This is a genomic window from Serratia myotis, from assembly GCF_027474885.1.
Classification (GTDB): Bacteria; Pseudomonadota; Gammaproteobacteria; order Enterobacterales; family Enterobacteriaceae; genus Serratia; species Serratia proteamaculans.
Window position 1 is genome coordinate 5,411,886 of sequence record NZ_CP099707.1, and the last position, 22,923, is coordinate 5,434,808.

General features: G+C 55.4%; 18 protein-coding genes. 10 read left to right on the forward strand and 8 right to left on the reverse strand.

Annotation, left to right across the window (positions count from 1 at the left end; all coding sequences use genetic code 11):
- The first annotated feature begins 241 nt into the window (after nt 1-241).
- Entirely contained in the window at nt 242-859 is a 618-nt protein-coding gene (locus NHG65_RS25445) for a trimeric intracellular cation channel family protein (RefSeq protein ID WP_085120066.1), read from the forward strand.
- A gap of 7 nt (nt 860-866) precedes the next feature.
- On the opposite strand, the gene NHG65_RS25450 is transcribed toward NHG65_RS25445, so the two are convergent.
- Entirely contained in the window at nt 867-1,760 is an 894-nt protein-coding gene (locus tag NHG65_RS25450) for a LysR family transcriptional regulator (RefSeq protein WP_085120067.1), read from the reverse strand.
- Nucleotides 1,761-1,876: 116 nt separating this feature from the next.
- On the opposite strand from NHG65_RS25450, the gene NHG65_RS25455 reads away from it, so the two are divergent.
- The gene (locus NHG65_RS25455; protein WP_499182795.1) at nt 1,877-3,442 is read left to right on the forward strand and encodes an MFS transporter; all 1,566 of its coding nucleotides are present in this window, start codon (nt 1,877-1,879) and stop codon (nt 3,440-3,442) included.
- Here the strand turns inward: NHG65_RS25455 and ligB are convergent.
- Nucleotides 3,420-5,144, reverse strand: a complete 1,725-nt coding sequence (gene ligB / locus NHG65_RS25460) for an NAD-dependent DNA ligase LigB (protein WP_499182796.1) — start codon at nt 5,142-5,144, stop codon at nt 3,420-3,422. The two genes, NHG65_RS25455 and ligB, sit on opposite strands and share 23 nt — an antisense overlap.
- Before the next feature lie 284 nt (nt 5,145-5,428).
- Between ligB and gmk the strand changes: the two genes are divergently transcribed.
- The 5 genes from gmk to recG are packed head-to-tail and all read left to right on the forward strand — an operon-like array spanning nt 5,429 to nt 11,292.
- Entirely contained in the window at nt 5,429-6,052 is a 624-nt protein-coding gene (gene gmk / locus NHG65_RS25465; RefSeq protein WP_099063925.1) for a guanylate kinase, read from the forward strand.
- A gap of 54 nt (nt 6,053-6,106) precedes the next feature.
- Nucleotides 6,107-6,382 (forward strand): DNA-directed RNA polymerase subunit omega, encoded by a 276-nt coding sequence (rpoZ, locus tag NHG65_RS25470; protein ID WP_004953385.1) that lies wholly within the window; start codon nt 6,107-6,109, stop codon nt 6,380-6,382.
- 19 nt (nt 6,383-6,401) lie between these two features.
- Nucleotides 6,402-8,513, forward strand: a complete 2,112-nt coding sequence (gene spoT, locus NHG65_RS25475) for a bifunctional GTP diphosphokinase/guanosine-3',5'-bis pyrophosphate 3'-pyrophosphohydrolase (RefSeq protein ID WP_085120071.1) — start codon at nt 6,402-6,404, stop codon at nt 8,511-8,513.
- 5 nt (nt 8,514-8,518) lie between these two features.
- Nucleotides 8,519-9,214 (forward strand): tRNA (guanosine(18)-2'-O)-methyltransferase TrmH, encoded by a 696-nt coding sequence (gene trmH, locus NHG65_RS25480; protein WP_413508661.1) that lies wholly within the window; start codon nt 8,519-8,521, stop codon nt 9,212-9,214.
- Nucleotides 9,211-11,292 carry an ATP-dependent DNA helicase RecG gene (gene recG, locus NHG65_RS25485; protein WP_499182797.1) on the forward strand — a complete coding sequence of 694 codons (2,082 nt, stop codon included), beginning with the start codon at nt 9,211-9,213 and terminating at the stop codon, nt 11,290-11,292. The genes trmH and recG overlap by 4 nt, the downstream gene beginning before the upstream one ends.
- A gap of 60 nt (nt 11,293-11,352) precedes the next feature.
- Here recG and gltS read toward each other — a convergent pair whose 3' ends face one another.
- Nucleotides 11,353-12,564: a sodium/glutamate symporter gene (gene gltS, locus NHG65_RS25490; protein WP_099063928.1), complete on the reverse strand. Its 1,212-nt coding sequence runs from the start codon at nt 12,562-12,564 to the stop codon at nt 11,353-11,355.
- 242 nt (nt 12,565-12,806) lie between these two features.
- On the opposite strand from gltS, the gene NHG65_RS25495 reads away from it, so the two are divergent.
- Both NHG65_RS25495 and NHG65_RS25500 read left to right on the forward strand, forming a co-directional pair.
- Nucleotides 12,807-14,207 carry a nucleobase:cation symporter-2 family protein gene (locus tag NHG65_RS25495; RefSeq protein ID WP_099063929.1) on the forward strand — a complete coding sequence of 467 codons (1,401 nt, stop codon included), beginning with the start codon at nt 12,807-12,809 and terminating at the stop codon, nt 14,205-14,207.
- Nucleotides 14,208-14,336: 129 nt separating this feature from the next.
- The gene (locus tag NHG65_RS25500) at nt 14,337-15,998 is read left to right on the forward strand and encodes an AsmA family protein (protein ID WP_099063930.1); all 1,662 of its coding nucleotides are present in this window, start codon (nt 14,337-14,339) and stop codon (nt 15,996-15,998) included.
- 39 nt (nt 15,999-16,037) lie between these two features.
- Here NHG65_RS25500 and fabY read toward each other — a convergent pair whose 3' ends face one another.
- The 5 genes from fabY to typA form a co-directional block, all read right to left on the reverse strand.
- Nucleotides 16,038-16,985: a fatty acid biosynthesis protein FabY gene (fabY, locus tag NHG65_RS25505; RefSeq protein WP_099063931.1), complete on the reverse strand. Its 948-nt coding sequence runs from the start codon at nt 16,983-16,985 to the stop codon at nt 16,038-16,040.
- 23 nt (nt 16,986-17,008) lie between these two features.
- The gene (gene dtd, locus NHG65_RS25510) at nt 17,009-17,446 is read right to left on the reverse strand and encodes a D-aminoacyl-tRNA deacylase (protein WP_012147545.1); all 438 of its coding nucleotides are present in this window, start codon (nt 17,444-17,446) and stop codon (nt 17,009-17,011) included.
- Complete coding sequence (locus NHG65_RS25515; protein WP_099063932.1) at nt 17,443-18,333, reverse strand: virulence factor BrkB family protein; 891 nt, start codon at nt 18,331-18,333, stop codon at nt 17,443-17,445. The genes dtd and NHG65_RS25515 overlap by 4 nt, the downstream gene beginning before the upstream one ends.
- 49 nt (nt 18,334-18,382) lie before the next feature.
- Nucleotides 18,383-18,973, reverse strand: a complete 591-nt coding sequence (gene yihX, locus NHG65_RS25520) for a glucose-1-phosphatase (RefSeq protein ID WP_099063933.1) — start codon at nt 18,971-18,973, stop codon at nt 18,383-18,385.
- Between the two features lie 164 nt (nt 18,974-19,137).
- On the reverse strand, nt 19,138-20,961 hold the full coding sequence (typA, locus tag NHG65_RS25525) for a ribosome-dependent GTPase TypA (RefSeq protein WP_012147548.1): 1,824 nt from the start codon (nt 20,959-20,961) through the stop codon (nt 19,138-19,140).
- A 370-nt stretch (nt 20,962-21,331) separates the two neighbouring features.
- Between typA and glnA the strand changes: the two genes are divergently transcribed.
- Entirely contained in the window at nt 21,332-22,741 is a 1,410-nt protein-coding gene (gene glnA / locus NHG65_RS25530) for a glutamate--ammonia ligase (RefSeq protein WP_085120082.1), read from the forward strand.
- Nucleotides 22,742-22,923: the final 182 nt, after the last annotated feature.

Genomic DNA, 22,923 nt, shown 5'->3' on the forward strand with positions numbered 1-22,923 from the left:
ACGCGTAGCCTCGGACCGAATGCAATAAATATAGTCAGCCATAGAAACTAACACTAAATTTCTAATGCTGCTGTTAGCAACAAAAGGTTAGAAAAGGCAATAAACCAGTAAAACCATCCATCAATGGATTAATTAAAGTAATCCGAAACATCACCCGTTAGAAAAACTCAGTAGCGATGAACCCCGTCGACGATTACCCTTCCACCATTACACTTATTCCCGCCCACCCTGTGAATACCTTATGTTACTGAGCGTTCTTTATATCATCGGCATCACTGCCGAAGCCATGACCGGCGCACTGGCCGCCGGCCGTCGCCAGATGGATATGTTTGGCGTAATTATTATCGCTTCGGCTACCGCCATCGGCGGCGGCTCGGTGCGCGATATGCTGCTCGGGCATTTTCCACTGGGGTGGGTCAAACATCCTGAATATATCGTTATCGTCGCCATTGCTGCGATTGTCACTACCTGGCTGGCACCCTTGATGCGTCACCTGCGTCGCCTGTTCCTGGTGTTGGATGCCGTTGGCCTGATTGTATTTTCAATCATCGGCGCGCAAGTCGCACTGGATATGGGGCACGGCGCCATCATCGCCGCGATTGCCGCCGTGATCACCGGCGTGTTCGGTGGCGTACTGCGCGATATGCTCTGCAACCGTATCCCGCTGGTATTTCAGAAAGAAATCTATGCCGGTATTTCCTTTGCCGCCGCCTGGTTGTACATCGGCCTGCAACACTTCAGCCTGCCGCATAATCTGGTGGTGATCATCACACTGGTCGTTGGCCTCAGTGCCCGCTTACTCGCCCTGCGCTTTCGTCTTGGTCTACCGGTATTTAATTACCAGCATCCGGATCATTAGCAAAAGGTTATCGGAGAGGCAGCATATGCTGCGCCAGATAGTCTACAAAAACCCTCACCTTTGGCAGCATATGGCGGCTTGACGGCCACAGGGCAGAGAAAAATCCCTGTTCCTGCGTATGCTGATCCAACACCGCCACCAAACGCCCGGTGTTAACCGCCTGACACAGCGTAAAATCAGGCAGGTAGGTGATACCCAACCCTTCTTGGGAGGCGTGGATCAGCGCTTCAATGCTGTTGCAAGTTAACGTCACTGGTATTCGAAACGAAACCGGCTCTCCATCCGTAAACAACGTCCACTCCTGCAATTGCTGGCCGCCTGGGTAGCGGTAGCGCAAACAGGCATGTCTGAGCAAATCTTCCGGGACCTGTGGTATGCCCCGACGCTGGAAATATCCCGGTGCCCCCGCCAGTATCAAGCGGAATGGCCCCAATCGCCGGGCCATCAGCCGGGAATCAGCCAGCTCACCGCTGCGCACTGCCACGTCAATACCTTCGGCGATCAGATCTATCATTCGGTCATTAAAATCCACATCCAGCTCAACCTCAGGATAAAGCGCATTGAAGTCAGCAAGTAGTGGGACCAACATTCGATAGCCAATCGCCGGCATGCTTACACGCAGCTTGCCACGCGGCGCATCCGAGATCCTTGCCATTTCGGCTTCGGCATTCTCAATTTCGCTGACGATACGTTGGCAACGTTCAAAAAATAATGAGCCCTCCTCGGTTAGATTGATACGCCGGGTACTGCGGTTAAACAGCCTGACACCCAATGACTCCTCCAGCCTGGCAATGCTTTTTCCAATTGCGGAAGCCGATATGCCAAGACGTTCACCTGCGGCGACAAAACTGTGTAGCTCGGCAGCGCGCACAAAAGCCAATAATCCGCTGAGGCTGTCCATAGGCCCTCCAATTAGAGCGTTATTGTCCTCAAAGAGTGGAATATAGCCCCATTTTTAGCCAATTAAATCCTCTTTATCATCCATACCAGCCGACAATACTTTCGCTGGAGCTCATCATGAACAATCCTCACCCTCTTCCGGGCCCGTTTCCAGAATCCCCAGTTCATCCACCGCGCTGGATTACCCTGTTCTCCGTCTGCCTGGCCGGGTTGATCATACCGGTTAACTTCACTGGCCCGGCAGTCTCTTTACCCGCTATCGCCGCCAGCATGGGGGGCAGTGTTGTCGCCCTCAGTTGGGTCACCAACGCCTTCATGCTGACCTTTGGCTGTAGCCTGATGATTGCCGGTGCGCTTGCCGATCGCTTTGGCCGTAAACGCGTGTTCATCAGTGGCCTGGCTGTGCTGACCCTAAGCTCACTAACTATGCTGATGGTGCGTGACATCATCTCTTTTGACCTAATACGTGCGCTGCAGGGGGTCGCCGCTGCTGCGACACTTGCAGGAGGAACCGCAGGCCTGGCCCAAGTCTTCGATGGCAGAGAACGCGCTAAAGCCTTCAGCCTGCTGGGTACTGCCTTTGGTATCGGTCTGGCATGTGGTCCGCTGCTGGCCGGATTTCTGGTTCAACATTTTGGCTGGCACTCGATTTTTATCAGTGTGTCGCTCCTCAGCGCCATCGCCCTGTTCGCAGGCATACGCTATATGCGTGAGTCGCGCGATCCTGTAGCAGCCAAACTCGACTGGCCCGGCGCAGCCACTTTTACGCTAGCCCTGACGTTGCTGACCTATGCCGTACTGCAGGCCCCCGATAGCGGGTGGGGTAGCCACGAGGTCGTCGCCCTGTTCAGCGGCGCGTTGCTTTCTATGGTTGCCTTTATCCTGATAGAAAATCGTCGGCACAGGCCGATGCTCGATTTGTCTTTATTCCGCTATCCACGTTTTGTAGGCGTACAATTTCTGGCCGCGGCCCCGGCCTATTCCTACGTGGTGCTGCTGGTTTTACTCCCGCTGCGCTTTATTGGCATCGAAGGTCACGGCACCCTGGAGGCGGGTATCATGATGTTCGCGCTTTCAGCACCAATGCTGGTACTGCCGGTGTTGGCCGGCATGATGGCGCACCGGTTTTCCGCCGGTGCCATTTCCAGCCTGGGCCTGCTGATCTGCGCCTTCGGCCTGCTATGGCTGGCGCAATATGCACCGGGGCAGCCGCTCCTACGGCTTCTGCTGCCGCTATTGACCATTGGCTGCGGCATCAGCCTGCCTTGGGGGTTAATGGATGGACTGGCGGTCAGCGTGGTGCCGAAAGATCGCGCAGGCATGGCTACCGGTATTTTTAGCACCGTGCGCGTAGCGGGCGAAGGCATTGCACTTGCTGTGGTGGGCGCATTATTGACCACATTGGTTGAACAGCATCTGCCGGCTACCCCGTTGACCAACGCGGCTGAGGGAGCCCATCGACTGGCAATGGGTGACCTACAGCAAGCTTCAACGCTGCTGAATCTCGATACTGCAGCGTTGAGAAATAGCTACGAAGCCGCATTTCATAACCTGCTGAATATTCTGGCTATAATAACGGCGATTTCAGCCGGTATCGTTTTTATTTTTCTGCGTCATACCTTACCCATCGCCGACAACCTGACGAAAAAGGTAAACGCGCTTATGGAGAAACCGACGGAGTAACGCTACCAACAGCAAAACCGATTATTTCCTGGGATACCAACGTGCTGACCAATGCCAGCAATGGCGGGTGCTGGAGAAAATCGGCAATCTGCCGCGCCCTTTTGGTTCCAATACCGGCCATCGTCCGCCATGCTTCGGCGGGCAATTGCTGGACCTGATGCCAGCTTTTCAACGTCACCGCTTGCTGCGGGGACAGCGGCGCGCCTAAGGCGATTAACCAGCGGGCAAAAGGCTGCTGTCGCGCCAGTTGAAACTGCCGGTAAATGCTCTGCCCTCGCTTACTGCCAATACCAGGGGCAGACATCAACTGTTCCGGCGTCAACACCAACCAATCCAACAGATGCCGGACCAGCCCCTGATCGATGAGTGCCTGCCAGGTAGATTCGTTGACCCCGTGCAGATTTAACCCCTGTCGGCCACCCAGCCATACCAGCCGGGCAAGAAATTGCTGACGGCAACCTGGCCGCCAACTAAAGCAACTCAACGGGTGATAATGTTCTGCGGATGGCGCACTGGGCATCGACCTCTCTTTTATCCGCCAGACCACCTTATTAAGATGCGGAATGCCATGTCCCATCAGGCTGATTACCACCTGATCTCCAGGCACAACCGCCCATTGCCGCCAACGGGGTAGTGAGCCGAGGTTAACCCGAGTCACCCATTTGTCGTCCAACCTGACAGGTTCAAGGCGCAGCACCACGGCAATTTTTCCGGTTCGCCCCACATTGAATTCGACGCCATTGACCTGCGCAACCTGCTGCGCCGGAGGATACTTCCAGGCAACGGCCCAATCACCGGGCTTCGCTTGCCAGTACCTTCCCTGCGGTGAACGCGCCTGATGGATCACCACGCCATCGGTGACGAAAGGTAAAGCAGCCTGGTACCAGTGATCTCGCCATTGCTGCACTTGCACCAATGATTTCACCGGTTGCGAATAAGCCAGGGTCAAAGGGAACCCCATAGCAGCAAGCTGGTGTAAACGCTGCGGCATCGCTTGCGGACCGTCCGGCCATGCCCAGACAAACAGGCCAATCTGCTGCAGTACCGGTGAAGGCTTCTTTTTCATCAACGCACCGGCAACCTTAGCCCGGGCATTGATGCCACCACTGCGTTTTTGTTGATGACCGTTCACCATCAGAAACAGCTCACCTTGCAGGGTCAGCATCTGCGGCGCATCCTTGATGTCAGTGGGCACCGCCGGTATGGCACGCACCTTTTCCAGCCAGTTTTCCCCCTTCAGCCCGTCCCCCCGGCTGATCGCCGACACCAAGACTCCGTCACGATAAACCAGCGTAATGGCTACGCCGTCCACCTTTGGCTGAACCCAAAGGTCACTGCGGCCGTGCAACCATTGGGCCACTGCGGCAGGATCGGGCAACTTGCGTAATCCGGTATGCGCAACCGGGTGCGACAACTTGCCCGCAGGTAAAAGCGGCACAGGCTCCTCTGCCGATGCCAGCCCGGCGCAAGCTAGCCACAGCTGCAGTTTTTTGCGCAGGCTGTCGTACACTTCATCTTCAACCAAACTGTTTCCCTGTTGGTAATAAGCCACATCCCAGCGCTCAAGCTGGTTTTTTAACGTGGTTATCTCCAGTTGCAACCGCTCCGGCCGCCATGCCGGGCAAGACTCCGCCCACAGTGGCCCACTAAACACCAAACAGCCCAGCAGGATCATCCCGATCCCCATCACACCTTTACGCATTGTGCACCTCCCTGATAACCGGCAGTAAATCCGGGAATTGGAGACGCGGCAATGGCCAATCAGTCGTTCTGCAAAGCAGCTCGAGAAGGGCAGAGCGCGTTGCAGAAAAACGCCAAAATTTAGCGATAAGCTGCGCAAACTCGTCTGTTTGAGGTTTTTTCAGCATAAAGCGGCGGGCAAAATGCGAGCTAACGCTGCATCCGGCTCGTTAGCCGTGTATACTGTGCGGAGAAAATACACATCCGCTGTTATTGGCATATCAACCGCTACCAACGAACATCATCATGGCTCAAGGCACACTTTATATTGTCTCTGCCCCCAGTGGCGCAGGGAAATCAAGTCTGATTCAGGCTTTGTTAAAGACGCAACCGCTGTACGACACGCAGGTTTCGGTTTCGCACACCACGCGCGACAGCCGCCCGGGTGAACAGCATGGCGATCATTACTTCTTCGTCTCAAAAGATGAATTCTGCCGAATGATTGAGCAGGATGCCTTTCTTGAGCACGCCGAAGTGTTCGGCAACTATTACGGGACCTCACGCGCCGCCATTGAGCAGGTGCTGTCGACCGGTGTAGACGTTTTCCTGGATATCGACTGGCAGGGCGCGCAGCAGATTCGCGCAAAAATGCCCCAGGCACGCAGCATCTTTATTTTGCCGCCGTCGAAGGAAGAACTTGATCGTCGCCTGCGTGGCCGCGGGCAAGACTCTGATGAAGTGATCGCTAAACGCATGGCGCAAGCCGTGGCGGAAATGGCGCACTACGCGGAGTATGATTATTTAATTGTGAATGATGATTTCGACTTGGCTCTGTCCGATCTGAAAACCATTATTCGCGCCGAGCGCCTGCGTTTAGGCCGCCAATTACTGCGGCATGACGCTTTAATCAGCAAACTATTGGCAGACTGAAGACAGTTTCAGTATTATGCCCAGTCTTTTCGTCACCTGTGGAGTAGCACAAATATGGCACGCGTAACTGTTCAAGACGCTGTAGAGAAAATTGGTAACCGTTTTGACCTGGTGTTGGTCGCTGCTCGTCGGGCACGTCAAATCCAGACTGGCGGTAAAGATGCACTTGTTCCGGAAGAAAACGACAAGTACACCGTTATCGCGCTGCGCGAAATCGAAGAAGGCCTGATCACCAGCCAGATCCTCGATGTTCGTGATCGTCAGGAGCAGCAAGAGCAGGAAGCCGCAGAGATTCAAGCGGTTACCGCCATTGCTGAAGGTCGTCGTTAATTAGACTGCGAGTCTGCCTTTGTACCTGTTTGAAAGCCTGAATCTGCTGATTCAACGTTACCTGCCTGAGGAGCAGATTAAGCGCCTCAAACAGGCATACCTCGTTGCACGTGATGCTCACGAGGGACAGACACGCTCCAGCGGTGAGCCCTACATTACTCACCCGGTTGCCGTGGCCTGCATTCTGGCGGAAATGCGTCTCGACCATGAGACGCTGATGGCAGCATTGCTGCACGACGTCATCGAAGACACCCCGGCCACCTATCAGGATATGGAACAACTGTTCGGCAAAAGCGTTGCCGAATTGGTTGAAGGCGTATCCAAGCTCGACAAGCTGAAGTTCCAGGATAAAAAAGAAGCGCAGGCGGAAAACTTCCGCAAGATGATCATGGCGATGGTGCAGGATATCCGCGTCGTGTTGATCAAGCTGGCCGACCGTACGCACAACATGCGCACCCTCGGTTCGCTTCGCCCTGATAAACGGCGGCGTATTGCGCGTGAAACCCTGGAAATCTACAGCCCTCTGGCCCATCGTCTGGGTATTCACCACCTGAAAACCGAGCTGGAAGAGCTGGGTTTTGAAGCGTTGTACCCGAACCGTTATCGCGTAATCAAAGAAGTGGTGAAAGCCGCACGCGGTAACCGTAAAGAGATGATCCAGAAGATTCTCGCTGAGATCGAAGGGCGACTGACCGAGGCCGGCATACCCTGCCGCGTCAGCGGGCGGGAAAAACATCTGTATTCCATCTACCTCAAGATGCACCTGAAAGAACAGCGTTTCCATTCAATTATGGATATCTACGCGTTCCGGGTGATCGTGAAGGAAGTCGACACCTGCTACCGCGTACTGGGTCAGGCTCACAGCCTGTACAAACCGCGTCCGGGCAGGGTCAAAGACTATATCGCCATTCCCAAGGCCAACGGCTATCAATCGCTGCACACTTCATTGATCGGCCCACACGGCGTACCGGTTGAGGTGCAGATCCGTACCGAAGATATGGATCAGATGGCCGAAATGGGGGTCGCCGCGCACTGGGCTTATAAAGAAAAAGAACAGGGCGAAACCGGCACCACCGCACAAATCCGCGCTCAGCGCTGGATGCAAAGCTTGCTGGAGCTGCAACAAAGCGCCGGCAGTTCGTTTGAATTTATCGAGAGCGTAAAATCCGATCTGTTCCCGGATGAGATTTACGTTTTCACCCCGGAAGGCCGCATTGTCGAATTGCCTGCGGGCGCAACGCCGGTCGACTTCGCCTACGCGGTACACACCGATATCGGCCACGCCTGCGTTGGTGCGCGGGTCGATCGTCAGCCGTACCCGCTGTCGCAGTCACTGAGTAGCGGCCAAACGGTCGAAATTATCACTGCTCCGGGCGCACGACCCAACGCCGCCTGGCTGAACTTTGTCGTCAGCTCAAAAGCGCGCGCCAAAATTCGCCAGATGCTGAAGAACCTCAAACGCGATGATTCGGTCAGCCTCGGCCGTCGCTTGTTGAATCATGCGTTGGGCGGCAGCCGCAAACTGGCAGAGATCCCACCGGAAAATATCCAGCACGAGTTGGATCGCATGAAGCTGGCAACGCTGGATGATTTGCTGGCTGAAATCGGCTTGGGCAATGCCATGAGCGTGGTGGTAGCGAAAAACCTGCAGGGTGACCAGTCCAATCTGGGCACGTCCTCCGGGGTGCGTAACCTGGCGATCAAGGGCGCAGACGGCGTACTGATCACCTTCGCCAAATGCTGCCGACCTATTCCAGGTGACCCGATCATCGCTCACGTCAGTCCAGGCAAAGGCCTGGTGATCCACCATGAGTCCTGCCGGAATATCCGCGGCTACCAGAAAGAGCCTGAGAAATTCATGGCGGTAGAGTGGGATAAAGACATCGAGCAGGAATTCATTGCCGAGATCAAAGTGGACATGTTTAACCATCAGGGGGCGTTGGCCAACCTGACGGCGGCTATCAATGCGGCTGAGTCCAATATCCAAAGCCTGAATACCGAAGAAAAAGACGGCCGGGTTTATAGCGCCTTTATCCGCTTGACCACCCGCGATCGCATCCATCTGGCAAATATTATGCGTAAAATCCGTATCATGCCGGATGTCATTAAAGTTAACCGTAACCGAAATTAGCGCTTATGAGCCCTGAACGCTATGCGCGGATTTGTGAAATGCTGGCTACCCGGCAGCCGGATTTAACGGTCTGCCTGGAACAGGTGCACAAACCGCATAACGTCTCCGCCATTATCCGCACCGCCGACGCCGTCGGCGTGCATCAGGTGCATGCCGTGTGGCCAACCCCGCGCATGCGCACCCTGGTTTCTTCCGCGGCCGGCAGCAACAGCTGGGTGAATGTCAAAACCCATCCCACCATTGTCGACGCCGTGACCCATCTGAAAGATCAGGGTATGCAAATTCTGGCGACTAACCTGTCAGCCCGTGCAGTCGACTTCCGCGAAGTGGATTACACCCGCCCGACCTGCGTGCTGCTGGGTCAGGAAAAAACCGGCATCACCGAAGAGGCCCTGCGGCTTGCCGACCAAGACATCATCATTCCGATGATCGGTATGGTGCAGTCGCTGAACGTGTCGGTCGCCTCAGCATTGATTTTGTACGAAGCGCAACGCCAGCGGCAAAACGCCGGTATGTATCGCCGTGAGCACAGCATGCTCAATCAGGAAGAGCAGCAACGTCTGCTGTTTGAAGGTGGCTATCCGGTACTGGCCAACGTGGCCAAGCGTAAAAGGCTGCCGCGCCCACACATTGATGAGCAGGGCCAGGTGGTCGCCGATGCCGAATGGTGGGCAACCATGCAAGCGACGGTACGTAAATGAAAGGCCGCCTGCTGGATGCTGTCCCACTCACCACACTTTCCGGGGTTGGCGCCAGCCAGGCGGGTAAACTGGCCAAAATTGGCCTGGAAACCATTCAGGATTTGCTGCTGCACCTGCCGCTGCGCTATGAAGACCGCACCCGCCTCTATCCAATAAACGATCTGCAAGCGGGCATTTTTGCCACCGTGGAAGGCGAAGTACTGCGCACAGACATCAGCTTTGGCCGTCGACGCATGCTGACCTGTCAGATCAGTGACGGTACCGGCCTGCTCACCATGCGCTTCTTCAACTTCAATGCGGCGATGAAGAACAGCCTGGCCACCGGCCGTCGTGTCACCGCTTATGGTGAAGTCAAACGTGGTAATCACGGCGCAGAAATTATTCACCCGGAATACCGCATTCAGGGAGAAAGCAGTGAGGTTGAGCTGCAAGAGTCACTGACGCCGGTCTACCCCACCACCGAAGGCATTCGGCAGGCCACGCTGCGCAAGCTGACCGATCAAGCGCTGGAGCTGTTGGATACCTGCTCCATTGCCGAACTGCTGCCGCCAGAACTGAGCGGTGGGTTAATGAGCCTGCCACAGGCGTTGCATACCCTGCATCGCCCACCGCCGGATATCCAGTTAGCGGATTTGGAACTGGGTAAACACCCGGCGCAAAAACGTCTGATCCTGGAAGAGCTGCTGGCACATAACCTCAGCATGCTGGCGGTACGAGCCGGTGCCCAGAGCTATCAGGCGCTGCCGCTGATGCCGGATGACCGGCTTAAAAAGCAATTCCTCGCCCAGTTGCCGTTTTCACCAACCGGGGCGCAAGATCGCGTGGTGGCCGATATCGAAGCCGATATGCAAAAAGGCTTCCCGATGATGCGGCTGGTCCAGGGCGACGTCGGCTCCGGCAAAACGCTGGTGGCTGCGCTAGCCGCGTTGCGCGCTATCGCTCACGGCAAGCAGGTGGCGCTGATGGCGCCAACGGAGCTGCTGGCCGAACAGCACGCCAACAATTTCCGCCAGTGGTTTGAACCGCTGGGGCTGCAAGTCGGCTGGCTGGCCGGCAAGCAAAAAGGTAAAGCGCGTATCGCGCAGCAAGAGGCGATTGCCAGTGGGCAGGTGTCGATGGTGGTCGGTACGCACGCCATCTTCCAGGAACAGGTGCAGTTCTCCGGCCTGGCGCTGGTGATCATCGACGAACAACACCGTTTTGGCGTACACCAGCGGCTGGCTCTGTGGGAGAAGGGTGAGGAGCAAGGCTTCCATGCCCATCAGTTGATCATGACCGCCACGCCCATCCCACGCACGCTGGCGATGACCGCCTATGCCGATCTCGACACTTCGGTGATCGACGAACTGCCCCCAGGCAGAACGCCAGTCACTACCGTCGCCATTCCCGATACCCGCCGTGCCGATATTATTCAGCGAGTGAAAAACGCCTGCATCGAAGAAGGCCGACAGGCGTATTGGGTTTGTACGCTGATTGAGGAGTCTGAAGTGCTTGAAGCCCAAGCGGCAGAAGCCACCTGGGAAGAGCTGAAAGTCGCGTTGCCGGAACTGAAAGTCGCGCTGATACATGGCCGAATGAAAGCGCAAGAGAAACAGGCGGTGATGCAGGCCTTTAAACAAGGCGAACTGCAGCTGTTGGTGGCAACGACGGTGATCGAAGTCGGTGTCGACGTACCGAATGCCAGCCTGATGATCATCGAAAACCCGGAACGGTTGGGGCTGGCGCAGCTGCATCAGCTACGCGGCCGCGTGGGTCGTGGTGCTGTCGCGTCACACTGTGTTTTGTTGTACAAAACGCCGCTGAGCAAAACGGCACAAAAGCGCCTGCAGGTGCTGCGTGACAGCAATGACGGCTTCGTTATTGCGCAGCAAGATCTTGAGATCCGCGGCCCCGGTGAGTTGCTGGGCACACGTCAAACCGGCAGTGCAGAGTTCAAAGTGGCTGATTTACTGCGCGATCAGGCGATGATCCCGGAAGTGCAACGCGTCGCCCGCCATATCCATCAGCAGTATCCGGAACATGCCCGAGCCTTGATTGAACGCTGGTTACCGGAAAAAGCGCGTTACTCCAACGCCTAATCCCCCGACCATAGAAAAGGGCGCCAATCGGCGCCCTTTTCGTTTATTACGACCCGTTAATCAGCCAATAACCGGGAATATCGGCAGCAGCAGATACAGCTTAATCACAATCGCGTTGGCAATATCAATAAAGAACGCCCCGACCATTGGCACCACCAGAAACGCCAGGTGTGATGGGCCGAAGCGATCGGTAATCGCCTGCATATTGGCGATCGCCGTTGGCGTCGCGCCCATACCGAAGCCACAGTGGCCCGCGGCCAGTACCGCTGCATCGTAATTTTTGCCCATCACCCGGTAGGTGACGAAAATGGCGTACAGCGCCATCACCAGCGTTTGCACCGCCAGGATCGCCAACATCGGCAAGGCCAGCGAAGCCAGCTCCCACAACCGCAGGCTCATCAGCGCCATGGCCAGGAACAGCGACAGGCTGACGTTGCCCAGCACCGATACCGCACGTTCAAACACGGTATAAAAGCCGGTGAAAGCCAGGGTGTTGCTGAGGATCACGCCGACAAACAGCACGCAGACGAAGTTTGGCAATTCAAACACCGTGCCACTCAGCAAGCCCGAGATCAACTGACCCAGGCTCAAACAGATGGCGATCATGGCAATGGTTTCAACCATGACCAGCGAGGTGATCAAACGGCCGCTTTCCGGCTTTTCAAAACCGCTTGGCTGGACACTGTCGTCCGGTGTGCCTTCCGGCGTGGAAGAGTGCTTCACCAGGTATCGTGCCACCGGCCCGCCAATCAGGCCACCCAGTACCAGTCCGAAGGTGGCACAGGCCATCGCCACTTCCGTGGCATTTTCAAACCCGTAGCGCTCGATAAACAGCTTGCTCCAGGCCGCCCCGGTGCCGTGGCCGCCGGACAGCGTAATGGAGCCGGCGATCAGACCCATTAGCGGATCCAGACCCAGCATTTTCGCCATGCCGATGCCGATGGCGTTCTGCACCAGCAGCAGGCCCAGCACCACAAACAGGAACACCATTAATGCCTTGCCGCCCGCACGCAAGCGCGCCAGGTTGGCATTCAGACCGATGGTGGCGAAGAAAGCCAGCATCAATGGGTCCTTCAGCGACATATCGAAGCTGATTTCCCAGTTAACCAGCTTTTTCAGGGCTAACAACAGGAGTGCCACCAGTAAGCCACCGGCGACAGGTGCGGGGATAGTGTATTTTCTCAACAGGGGAATGCTGGTAACGCATTTGCCCCCAAGGAGCAAAACCAATGTTGCCGCGACTAACGTGCCATAAGTATCAAGATGAAACATCCAGGTACTCCATGTAAGGGGAAAGATCCAATTAAGAAATAATAAGTTATAGAAAACCGCTTAGTTTTTAAAACTTGATGAGTGCAGGATTAGAAGGAAAAAACGCTGATAACACAAGAAAAAATGAATAAAAATGCGACATAACCGGCGATAACACTAACAAAACATTAACGCGCAACCGTTTGCTTTTGTGAGGCAAATCATTAAAATGCCTGCTTTGCCGTTTCTGGAAATGCCACACCATGACCATGCCATCCGCCGAGCTCGATGCTGCGCAAAAAGCATCCTCCCCTGCCCGCAACAGTGAACTGATTTATCGCCTGGAAGACCGCCCACCACTGCCTCAGACGCTGTTTGCCGCTAGTCAGCACCTGTTGGCAATGTTTGTTGCAGTGATCACCCCGGCTCTGTTGATCTGTCAGGCGTTAGGTTTACCGGCACAGGATACTCAACACATCATCAGCATGTCGCTGTTTGCCTCCGGTCTGGCCTCTATCCTGCAAATTAAAACCTGGGGGCCGGTCGGTTCCGGTCTGCTGTCAATTCAGGGCACCAGTTTTAACTTTGTTGCACCGCTGATTATGGGTGGGCTGGCGCTGAAAAACGGCGGGGCCGACGTGCCAACCATGATGGCAGCGCTGTTTGGCACACTGATGGTCGCCTCCTGCACCGAGATCTTGCTATCACGCGTGCTGCACCTGGCACGACGTATTATCACCCCGCTGGTTTCCGGCATCGTGGTGATGATTATCGGTTTATCGCTGATCCAGGTCGGGCTGACTTCCATCGGCGGTGGCTATGCCGCGATGAACGGGGGTAGCTTCGGTGCCCCCAAAAACCTGCTGCTGGCCGGTGCGGTATTATTGGTGATTATCTTGCTAAACCGTCAGCGCAACCCGTACCTGCGCGTCGCCTCTCTGGTGATTGCCATGGCGGTCGGTTATCTGCTGGCCTGGGCCATGGACATGCTGCCATCAAGCCAACCGGTTCCCGAGACGGCAGCGATCATCATCCCAACGCCGCTGTATTACGGTCTGGGCTTTGACTGGAACCTGCTGTTACCCCTGATGCTGATCTTTATGGTCACCTCACTGGAAACCATTGGCGATATCACCGCCACCTCGGACGTGTCGGAACAGCCGGTCAGCGGCCCGCTGTATATGAAGCGCCTGAAGGGCGGCGTGCTGGCCAACGGTCTGAACTCAATGCTGTCAGCGGTGTTCAACACCTTCCCCAACTCCTGCTTTGGTCAGAACAATGGGGTGATCCAGCTGACCGGCGTTGCCAGCCGTTATGTCGGTTTCGTGGTGGCACTGATGCTGATCCTGTTGGGGTTGTTCCCGGCGGTAGCCGGATTCGTGCAACACATTCCTGAGCCGGTATTGGGCGGCGCAACCTTGGTGATGTTCGGCACCATCGCCGCATCCGGTGTGCGTATCGTGTCGCGCGAACGACTGAACCGCCGGGCGATCATGATCATGGCGCTGTCGCTGGCGGTGGGCATGGGCGTTTCCCAGCAACCGCTGATCCTGCAGTTCGCGCCGGACTGGCTGAAAACCCTGCTCTCCTCAGGCATTGCGGCCGGGGGGATCACCGCCATCGTGCTGAATCTGGTGTTCCCGCACGAACACGAAAAGCCGTAATCAGCCACACTGACGGTTAAACGGTCGCTTGCGGCCGTTTTTTATTGCCTATCAGACCATTGCACTTGAGATGCCCAGCCAATTACGGCATAAACAGGGTATCTTTTTTGACCGATGCGGATGTAGACGATGAAATTTATCGGGAAACTGTTGCTGACGTTGCTGCTGCTGGTAGTACTTGCCATTGCGCTGTTGTACGTCATTGGGCAAACCCGTTGGGCAGCCGGCTGGATCAGCCGCTGGGTCAGCGATAACAGCGAATACCAGCTGTCGGTGGCGAAGATCTCGCACTCGTGGGACCAACCGAGCCAAATCAGCCTGGAAGACGTTCGGTTGGCAACAAAAAATCAGCCGCCATCGCTGATAGCCAAACAGGTAGACCTCGGGCTCAGCCTGCGCCAAATCACCGAACCACGTTATTTCCATAGCGTCACGCTACGCGAGGGGACGCTTAAGCTCCCACAGCAGAATTCGGTATTGCCGATACAGGCCAATGTGCTGCAACTGAGCAATATGGCGCTGCAATCCAATGATGAAACCTGGCAGCTGGATGCCCAACAGGTCAATGCCGGTATTACGCCATGGCAGCCCAACGCCGGTCATCCCTTGGGTGAAAATAATCAGTTCCAGTTCAGCGCCGGTTCCATGACGCTGAACGGCATCCCAGCCTCACAGGTATTGGTACAGGGCGAGCTTAAGCAAAACCAGTTGCTGCTCAGCAACTTCGGCGCCGATCTGGCGCAAGGTGATTTGACTGGCGTAGCCACCCGCGCCGCTGACGGCAGCTGGCAGGTAGAACGCCTGCGGCTGAGTGGTGTGCGCATGCAGACGCCACTGACGCTGGAACAATTCTGGCAGCGCTTTACCGCCCTGCCGCCGATCACGCTTAAACGTTTTGATCTGATCGATGCCCGGCTGGAAGGTAAAGAGTGGGCGTTCAACGATCTCGACCTGTCGCTGCAAAACGTCACCTTCCAGCAGGGCGACTGGAGTAGTCCGGACGGTTCGCTGAACTTCAACGCCAGCGATCTGATCAATGGCGGTTTCCACCTGATTGATCCGATCATGAATATGCGTCTCTCACCAGCGGGTATCGCTATTCAGCAGTTCACCACCCGCTGGGAAGGTGGCCTATTGCGTACCTCCGGCAACTGGCTGCGCGCTAATAATCGCCTGCAACTGGATGAGGTGGCGGTCGCCGCGTTGGAATACACCTTGCCGAGTAACTGGCGCGGGTTGTGGCTACAAACGCTGCCGCACTGGCTGGCAGAGGTCTACGTCAACAAGCTGACCACCAACCGCAATCTGATCATCGACATCAACCCGGCTTTCCCGTTCCAGGTCACCGCGCTGGACGGTTACGGCAGCAACCTGTTACTGGCGCGCGATCACCAGTGGGGTATCTGGTCCGGCACGCTGAATCTCAACGGCAGCGAAGCCACCTTCAACAAGATAGACGTTCGCCGCCCATCGTTGGCGCTGAACGCTAATGACGGGCAGATCAACGTCACCGAGCTCAGCGCCTTTATGCCGCAGGGATTGCTGGAAGCCAAAGCCACCGTCGAGCAACTGCCGGGCAAGCCTTTTACGCTGTCGCTGAATGGGCGTTCGGTACCGGTGAACACCCTGCAACAATGGGGATGGCAACCGGTTCCACTGGAAGGTGACGGTAACCTGCAATTACAGTTGAAAGGCTTGCTGAACAGCGATGGGCCATTCAAGGCTTCATTGCAGGGCCAATTGCAGGCCACCAGCAAAGCAGGACAAACGCTGGAACAACAACTGCCTTGATTTGGGATTGGCCCTCTCTGCACCGAGAGGGCCACAGTATCAACTGTCTATCGCCTCACAACCGCCCTGATCGAGGGGAACTTCCGGTTCGGCCGGCAACACCATATAAGTGCCTTCAAACACCGCCCCTCTGTCATCGTCACCGAACAGGTGAACCTCCGCCTGCACACGCGCACGACGACCACGCGCCAGGCGGGCCAAATCCCCGCTCAATGAACTGAGATCCGCTACCGCTCGCGGCCGGCCGGTAATCGGCTTGCTGTAACGGATATGGGCATCCGCCAGAATAATAGTGCCACCCAAATGACGCTCGCGCAGCAACAGCCAGATTAGCCCCCATGCGGTCAGTGTCGCCAGGGAGAACAGGCTGCCGGCAAACAGCGTATGGTGCGGATTCTGGTTGCCTATCTCAGGCATGGTGGTGACAAAACGCTGGCCGGTATATTGGCTGATGCGCACGCCCATTTTTTCACTGAGCGGGATATGGTCGTACCAGGCCTGCTGCAACTGACCGCACCAGTCGGGGCGATGCAAAATGTCATCCAGCGTCGCCACGGGTTTGATCATTAAAAAGTGGCGAATCGGCGTAGTTTGCGGCGCGGTGATCTCGCCCTGATTAACGAAGCCCAGTTTGGCAAAGAAATCCACCGCATCCTCACGGGCGCTACAGACGACCCGCTTAACACTCTCCTGGCGCGCCACGGACTCGAGAGTCATGGCCACCAGCGTCCCCAGGCCTTTGTCCTGCACCGTCGGATCTACCGCCAGAAAACGAATCGCCGCCTCGTTGTCCGCGTTGATATACAGCCGCCCAATAGCGACAATTTTTCCGCCCTCGTCCACCACCATTTGGTGATGCGCCATGGCGTCATAGGCATCCTTTTCCGACCCCACCGGCTGGTGCAGCGGCTTGCGCAGCATTTCCCAGCGGAACTGGTAATAATCCTTCAGTTCTTGTTCTGTTACCGGTACTCGTAGGTGATACATAGACGCCTTCTCTCTCAGAATACTTAAACTTGAAGCCAAAACGTCACTGGTCCGTCGTTCACCAGCGCGACTTTCATGTCAGCCGCAAACTCACCGGTTTGAGTTTCTATGCCGCGCTCGCGGCACTGGCCAACAAAATATTGGTATAACCGATCGGCTTCCTGCGGTACCGCACCGCGCGAAAAACTCGGGCGCATACCTTTTTGCGTGTCGGCCACCAGCGTGAACTGCGAGACCACCAGCAGGCTGCCCCCTGCCTGTTGGACATTGAGATTCATCTTGTCGTTCTCGTCACCAAAGATGCGGTACCCCAACACACGCTCACACAGGCGCACGGCTTTCTGCTCGTTATCATCCTGCTCCACGCCCAATAACACTAACAAACCCGGGCCTATGTTGCCTACCGTCTGGCCTTCGACCGTGACGCTGGCATTTAATACCCGTTGAATTAACGCAATCATAACTGCCCTTCTGGTGGCTGAGCCTGTTGTTCCGCCTTCTGTTGGCGGTAGTCGCGGTATTCCCCGATGGTCACCGTGATTTCCGCGCCGAGTAACACGATACACCAGCTCCAGTAGACCCAGAGGAATAAAATGGGGATCACCGCCAGCACGCCGTAAATCAGCTGATAAGACGGGAACATGGTGACGTACAAGGCAAAACCCTTCTTGCCCAGCTCAAACAGCAAGCCGGCCACCAGCGCACCTATCAACGCATCCTTGGGCGGCACCCGTACCGTCGGCACAATGCAATACAGCAGCCAGAAGGATATCCACGACAGGATCAGCGGGAAAATACGCAGCACCTGATCCACCAGGCTGTTAACACCGGTCTGCGCCAACCAGTTGAGCGACAGCAGATAGGAGCTGATCGCCATACTGGCACCGACCAACAGCGGCCCCAGGGTCAGAACCATCCAGTACACCGCGAACGAAAACACGATTGGACGCTTGTTTTTGCTACGCCAGATGGTGTTCAGCACGCTGTCTACCGAGGAGATCAACAACAGCGCGGTGACAATCAGCCCACAGGTACCCACGGCAGTCATCTTGTTGGAGTTGGCAACAAACTGCTCCAGATAACTCTGGATCACGTTGCCGGCGGCCGGCATGAAGTTGGAGAAGATAAAGCTTTTCAGTTGGACGCTGATATCGGAGAACATCGGGAACGCAGCAAACAGCGCGAACACCACGGTCACCAAAGGCACCAACGACAGCAGGGAAACATAAGCCAAATGGCCCGCCAGCATGGTCAGGCCATCACTGTCGACGCGCTTGATCAGCAGCCGCCCAAAGGTGACGCTGGGTTTGATCGCAGAAGGCAGCTTCTTGCGGCGGAAAAACGACATGGCCACTCCTTGATGTCAGTTTGTACGCCTTAAGCTTAACCCTTCGCGGTCATTGGGCAAAATAAGCCGGCACCACGTCGCGGTCGGTTACGTGCACCCCTTTAATGCCCAGCGCCTCAGCCGCTGCCACATTAGCCGCCACATCGTCAAAAAACACCGCCTGCTCCGATGGGGTATTTTCGGCGTTAAGCACGTGCTGATAGATATTGGCGTCCGGTTTGCGCATACCAATATCCTGAGACAGGTAGAGATGATCGGCGGCTTCGGCCACTTGCGGGTAGTGCTGTGGCCAATAGTTGCAGTGTAGGCGATTGGTGTTCGACAGCACCACCACGCGGTGGCCTTCACTGCGCAGGCGTTTCATGATGTCGATCACTTCCGGGCGCAGGGCGACAAACACCGCCTGCCAACCGGTAGCGAACTGTTCGAAGCTGAGAGCGATACCCATTTCATCACTCAATCGTTCAGCAAAGTCTTCATCGCTGATTTCACCGCGCTCATGCTGTTGGAACAACTCGCCCATGGTGAAACGCTCGGACAATACCGCCAGCGGCGTACCGCTTAAATTGCTCCATACACCCAGTACACGTTTGAAATCGATATCGACGATCACATTACCTAAATCAAAGATATACAGCATAGTCCTCTCCTGATGGGCCGGTGAGATTTTACTGTAGCGGGAAAAACAGAGGCTGAATAGAGAGCAGGCAGAAAAGCGTATAGCACGCGGCAGAAATGGGAAAAGACAGAGGAAAAAACTCAGGGCGCTGGACGCGCCCTAAGTGTTGCAGACTAAATCAGCGATTAAGCTTCTTTAGGACCGCGGCTTGCACGTTTACGATCGTTTTCAGTCAGGTGACGTTTACGAATACGTACGGACGTTGGCGTTACTTCTACCAGTTCGTCATCATCGATGAATTCCAGAGCTTGCTCCAGGGACATCTTGATAGCAGGAACCAGGGTAGTCGCTTCGTCAGTACCGGAAGCACGCATGTTGGTCAGCTTCTTACCGGTCAGGCAGTTCACGGTCAGGTCGTTAGAACGTGAGTGAATACCGATGATCTGGCCTTCATACACTTCCGCACCGTGACCCAGGAACAGCTTGCCGCGATCTTGCAGACCGAACAAGGCGAATGCTACCGCTTTACCCTGGCCGTTAGAGATCAGCACGCCGTTCTGGCGCTGGCCGATTTCACCCTGGCGCACGTCATCGTAGTGGCTGAAGGTGGAGTACAGCAGACCGGTACCGGAAGTCATGGTCATGAACTCGGTACGGAAACCGATCAGGCCACGCGCAGGGATCAGGTAATCCAGACGAATACGACCTTTGCCGTCTGGGATCATGTCCTTAACGTCACCTTTGCGCTCACCCATGGCTTGCATGACTGAACCCTGGTGCTGTTCTTCGATATCCAGCGTCACGTTTTCGAATGGCTCTTGCATGCGGCCATCGATTTTACGGTTGATAACTTTAGGACGGGAAACCGCCAGCTCGAAACCTTCACGACGCATGTTTTCGATCAGAACCGACAGGTGAAGTTCACCACGGCCAGATACGCGGAATGCATCAGCATCTTCGGTTTCTTCAACACGCAGTGCCACGTTGTGCACCAGCTCTTTGTTCAGACGGTCAAGGATCTGACGTGAAGTCACGTACTTGCCTTCTTTACCACAGAACGGAGAGGTGTTGACGTTGAAGTACATGGTTACGGTCGGTTCATCAACAGACAGTGCCGGCAGCGCTTCAACCGCATTCACATCACAGATGGTGTCAGAGATGTTCAGCTCGCCCAGACCGGTGATAGCGATGATGTCGCCAGCTTCAGCGATAGGCGCTTCGATACGCTCCAGACCCATGTGAGTCAGAACCTTGGCAACTTTACCGTTACGGGTTTTGCCTTCGCTATCAATGATAGTGATCTGTTGGTTCGGCTTGACCTTACCACGCTTGATACGGCCGATGCCGATAACGCCCACGTAGTTGTTGTAGTCCAGCTGAGAGATCTGCATCTGGAATGGTGCTTCGAGCTCAACCTGCGGTGCAGACACGTGGTCTACGATCGCTTGATACAGCGGGGTCATGTCTTCCGCCATCTCATTGTGGTCAGTACCCGCGATCCCCATCAGTGCAGAAGCATAGATGATTGGGAAGTCGAGCTGCTCGTCGGTCGCGTCAAGGTTAACGAACAGGTCGAAGACCTGATCAACAACCCAATCAGGACGTGCGCCTGGACGGTCAACCTTGTTGATTACCACGATCGGCTTCAGACCATTAGCGAAGGCTTTTTTGGTCACGAAACGGGTTTGCGGCATTGGGCCATCCATTGCGTCCACAACCAGCAGCACCGAGTCAACCATTGACATCACACGCTCAACCTCACCGCCGAAGTCGGCGTGTCCTGGGGTATCCACGATGTTGATGCGGTAGTCTTTCCAATTAATGGCGGTGTTTTTAGCGAGGATGGTAATCCCACGCTCTTTCTCCAAATCGTTGGAGTCCATTACGCGTTCGGTGGCTTCTACACGCTCTCCGAAAGTACCGGATTGTTGCAGCAGCTTATCAACCAGGGTGGTCTTACCATGGTCAACGTGGGCAATAATGGCGATGTTACGCAAATTTTCGATCACAGCTTTGCCTCAGGCATTAGAAATAGCGCGCTATTGTACACGTATTAAGCGAGGGACTAAACAAGATCACAACAGTCTCTTATAAACAACTGTGTACAGGTCAGTATGTGATCCCTTTCACGGTGCAAAAAGCAGCATCCGGTGCACTTTTGCACCATTACGGTGCCCCACCTCACATGAATTGCACCATTTAAGTGCAATGCATCACTGATGGTGCATACTGTTTCTGTGCAAAAGCCGCGCAGAAAGGCGATTAAAGCGCTTTAGCAAAGTTGGCACAGTTTTCGCTTTAGTCTTTTTAAGACAAAAAAAGCCAGTTCCACAGATTCGTTCCACGACGAAGACAATGATAAATCCGGGAGAGTTAAGTATGTCCGCTGAACACGTTTTGACGATGCTGAATGAGCATGAAGTGAAATTCGTAGACCTGCGTTTCACTGACACCAAGGGTAAGGAACAGCACGTCACCATCCCTTCTCATCAGGTAAATGCCGACTTCTTCGAAGAAGGTAAAATGTTTGACGGCTCCTCGATCGGTGGTTGGAAGGGCATCAACGAATCTGACATGGTGCTGATGCCAGACGCCAGCACGGCGGTACTGGATCCATTCTTCGAAGAATCCACCCTGATCATTCGCTGCGACATTCTCGAGCCAGGCACCATGCAGGGCTACGATCGTGATCCGCGCTCCATCTCCAAGCGCGCAGAAGATTTCCTGCGTTCTTCCGGCATCGCGGACACCGTGCTGTTCGGGCCAGAGCCAGAATTCTTCCTGTTCGATGATATTCGTTTCGGCAGCAGCATCCGTGGTTCTCACGTAGCTATCGACGATATCGAAGGCGCATGGAACTCCGGCACCAAATATGATGGCGGCAACAAAGGCCACCGTCCGGCAGTCAAAGGCGGTTACTTCCCGGTTCCTCCGGTCGATTCTTCACAGGACATCCGTTCTACCATGTGTTTGACCATGGAAGAAATGGGCCTGGTGGTTGAAGCGCACCACCACGAAGTGGCAACTGCAGGTCAGAACGAAGTGGCAACCCGCTTCAACACCATGACCAAGAAAGCCGACGAAATCCAAATCTACAAATACGTGGTTCACAACGTGGCTCACGCATTTGGCAAAACCGCGACCTTCATGCCGAAACCTATGTTCGGTGATAACGGCTCCGGTATGCACTGCCACATGTCGCTGTCCAAGAACGGGACTAACCTGTTCGCCGGCGACAAATACGGCGGCCTTTCTGAAATCGCCCTGTTCTACATCGGCGGTATCATCAAGCACGCTAAAGCGATCAACGCCCTGGCCAACCCGACCACCAACTCTTACAAGCGTCTGGTCCCAGGTTACGAAGCACCGGTCATGCTGGCTTACTCAGCCCGTAACCGTTCAGCTTCTATCCGTATCCCAGTGGTAGCCAGCCCGAAAGCGCGCCGTATCGAAGCCCGTTTCCCGGATCCAGCGGCTAACCCATACCTGTGCTTCGCGGCTCTGCTGATGGCAGGCCTGGACGGTGTGATTAACAAAATCCACCCTGGCGATGCCATGGACAAAAACCTGTATGACCTGCCGCCAGAAGAAGAAGCTGAAATTCCAAAAGTTGCAGGCTCCCTGGATGAAGCGCTGGCTGCACTGAGCGAAGACCGCGAGTTCCTGACCCGTGGCGGCGTATTCACCGACGACGCGATCGACGCTTACATCGATCTGCGTAAAGAAGAAATGGACCGCGTTCGCATGACACCACACCCGGTTGAGTTCGAACTGTACTACAGCGTTTAAGTTTTACCGCGCCGTCTGCGGACGGCGCCCAGATTTAGTTGTTTTTTTGTTGCCGTGGAAACTTTCTGCCCATCTTCGGATGGGTTTTTTTCTCCACCGTATTTTCTGCAAAACTATTCCATACCGCACGCTGTGGGGATGGGGTAGGATAGATGCACTAAAAAGGTGCAGGAGTCTGCTGT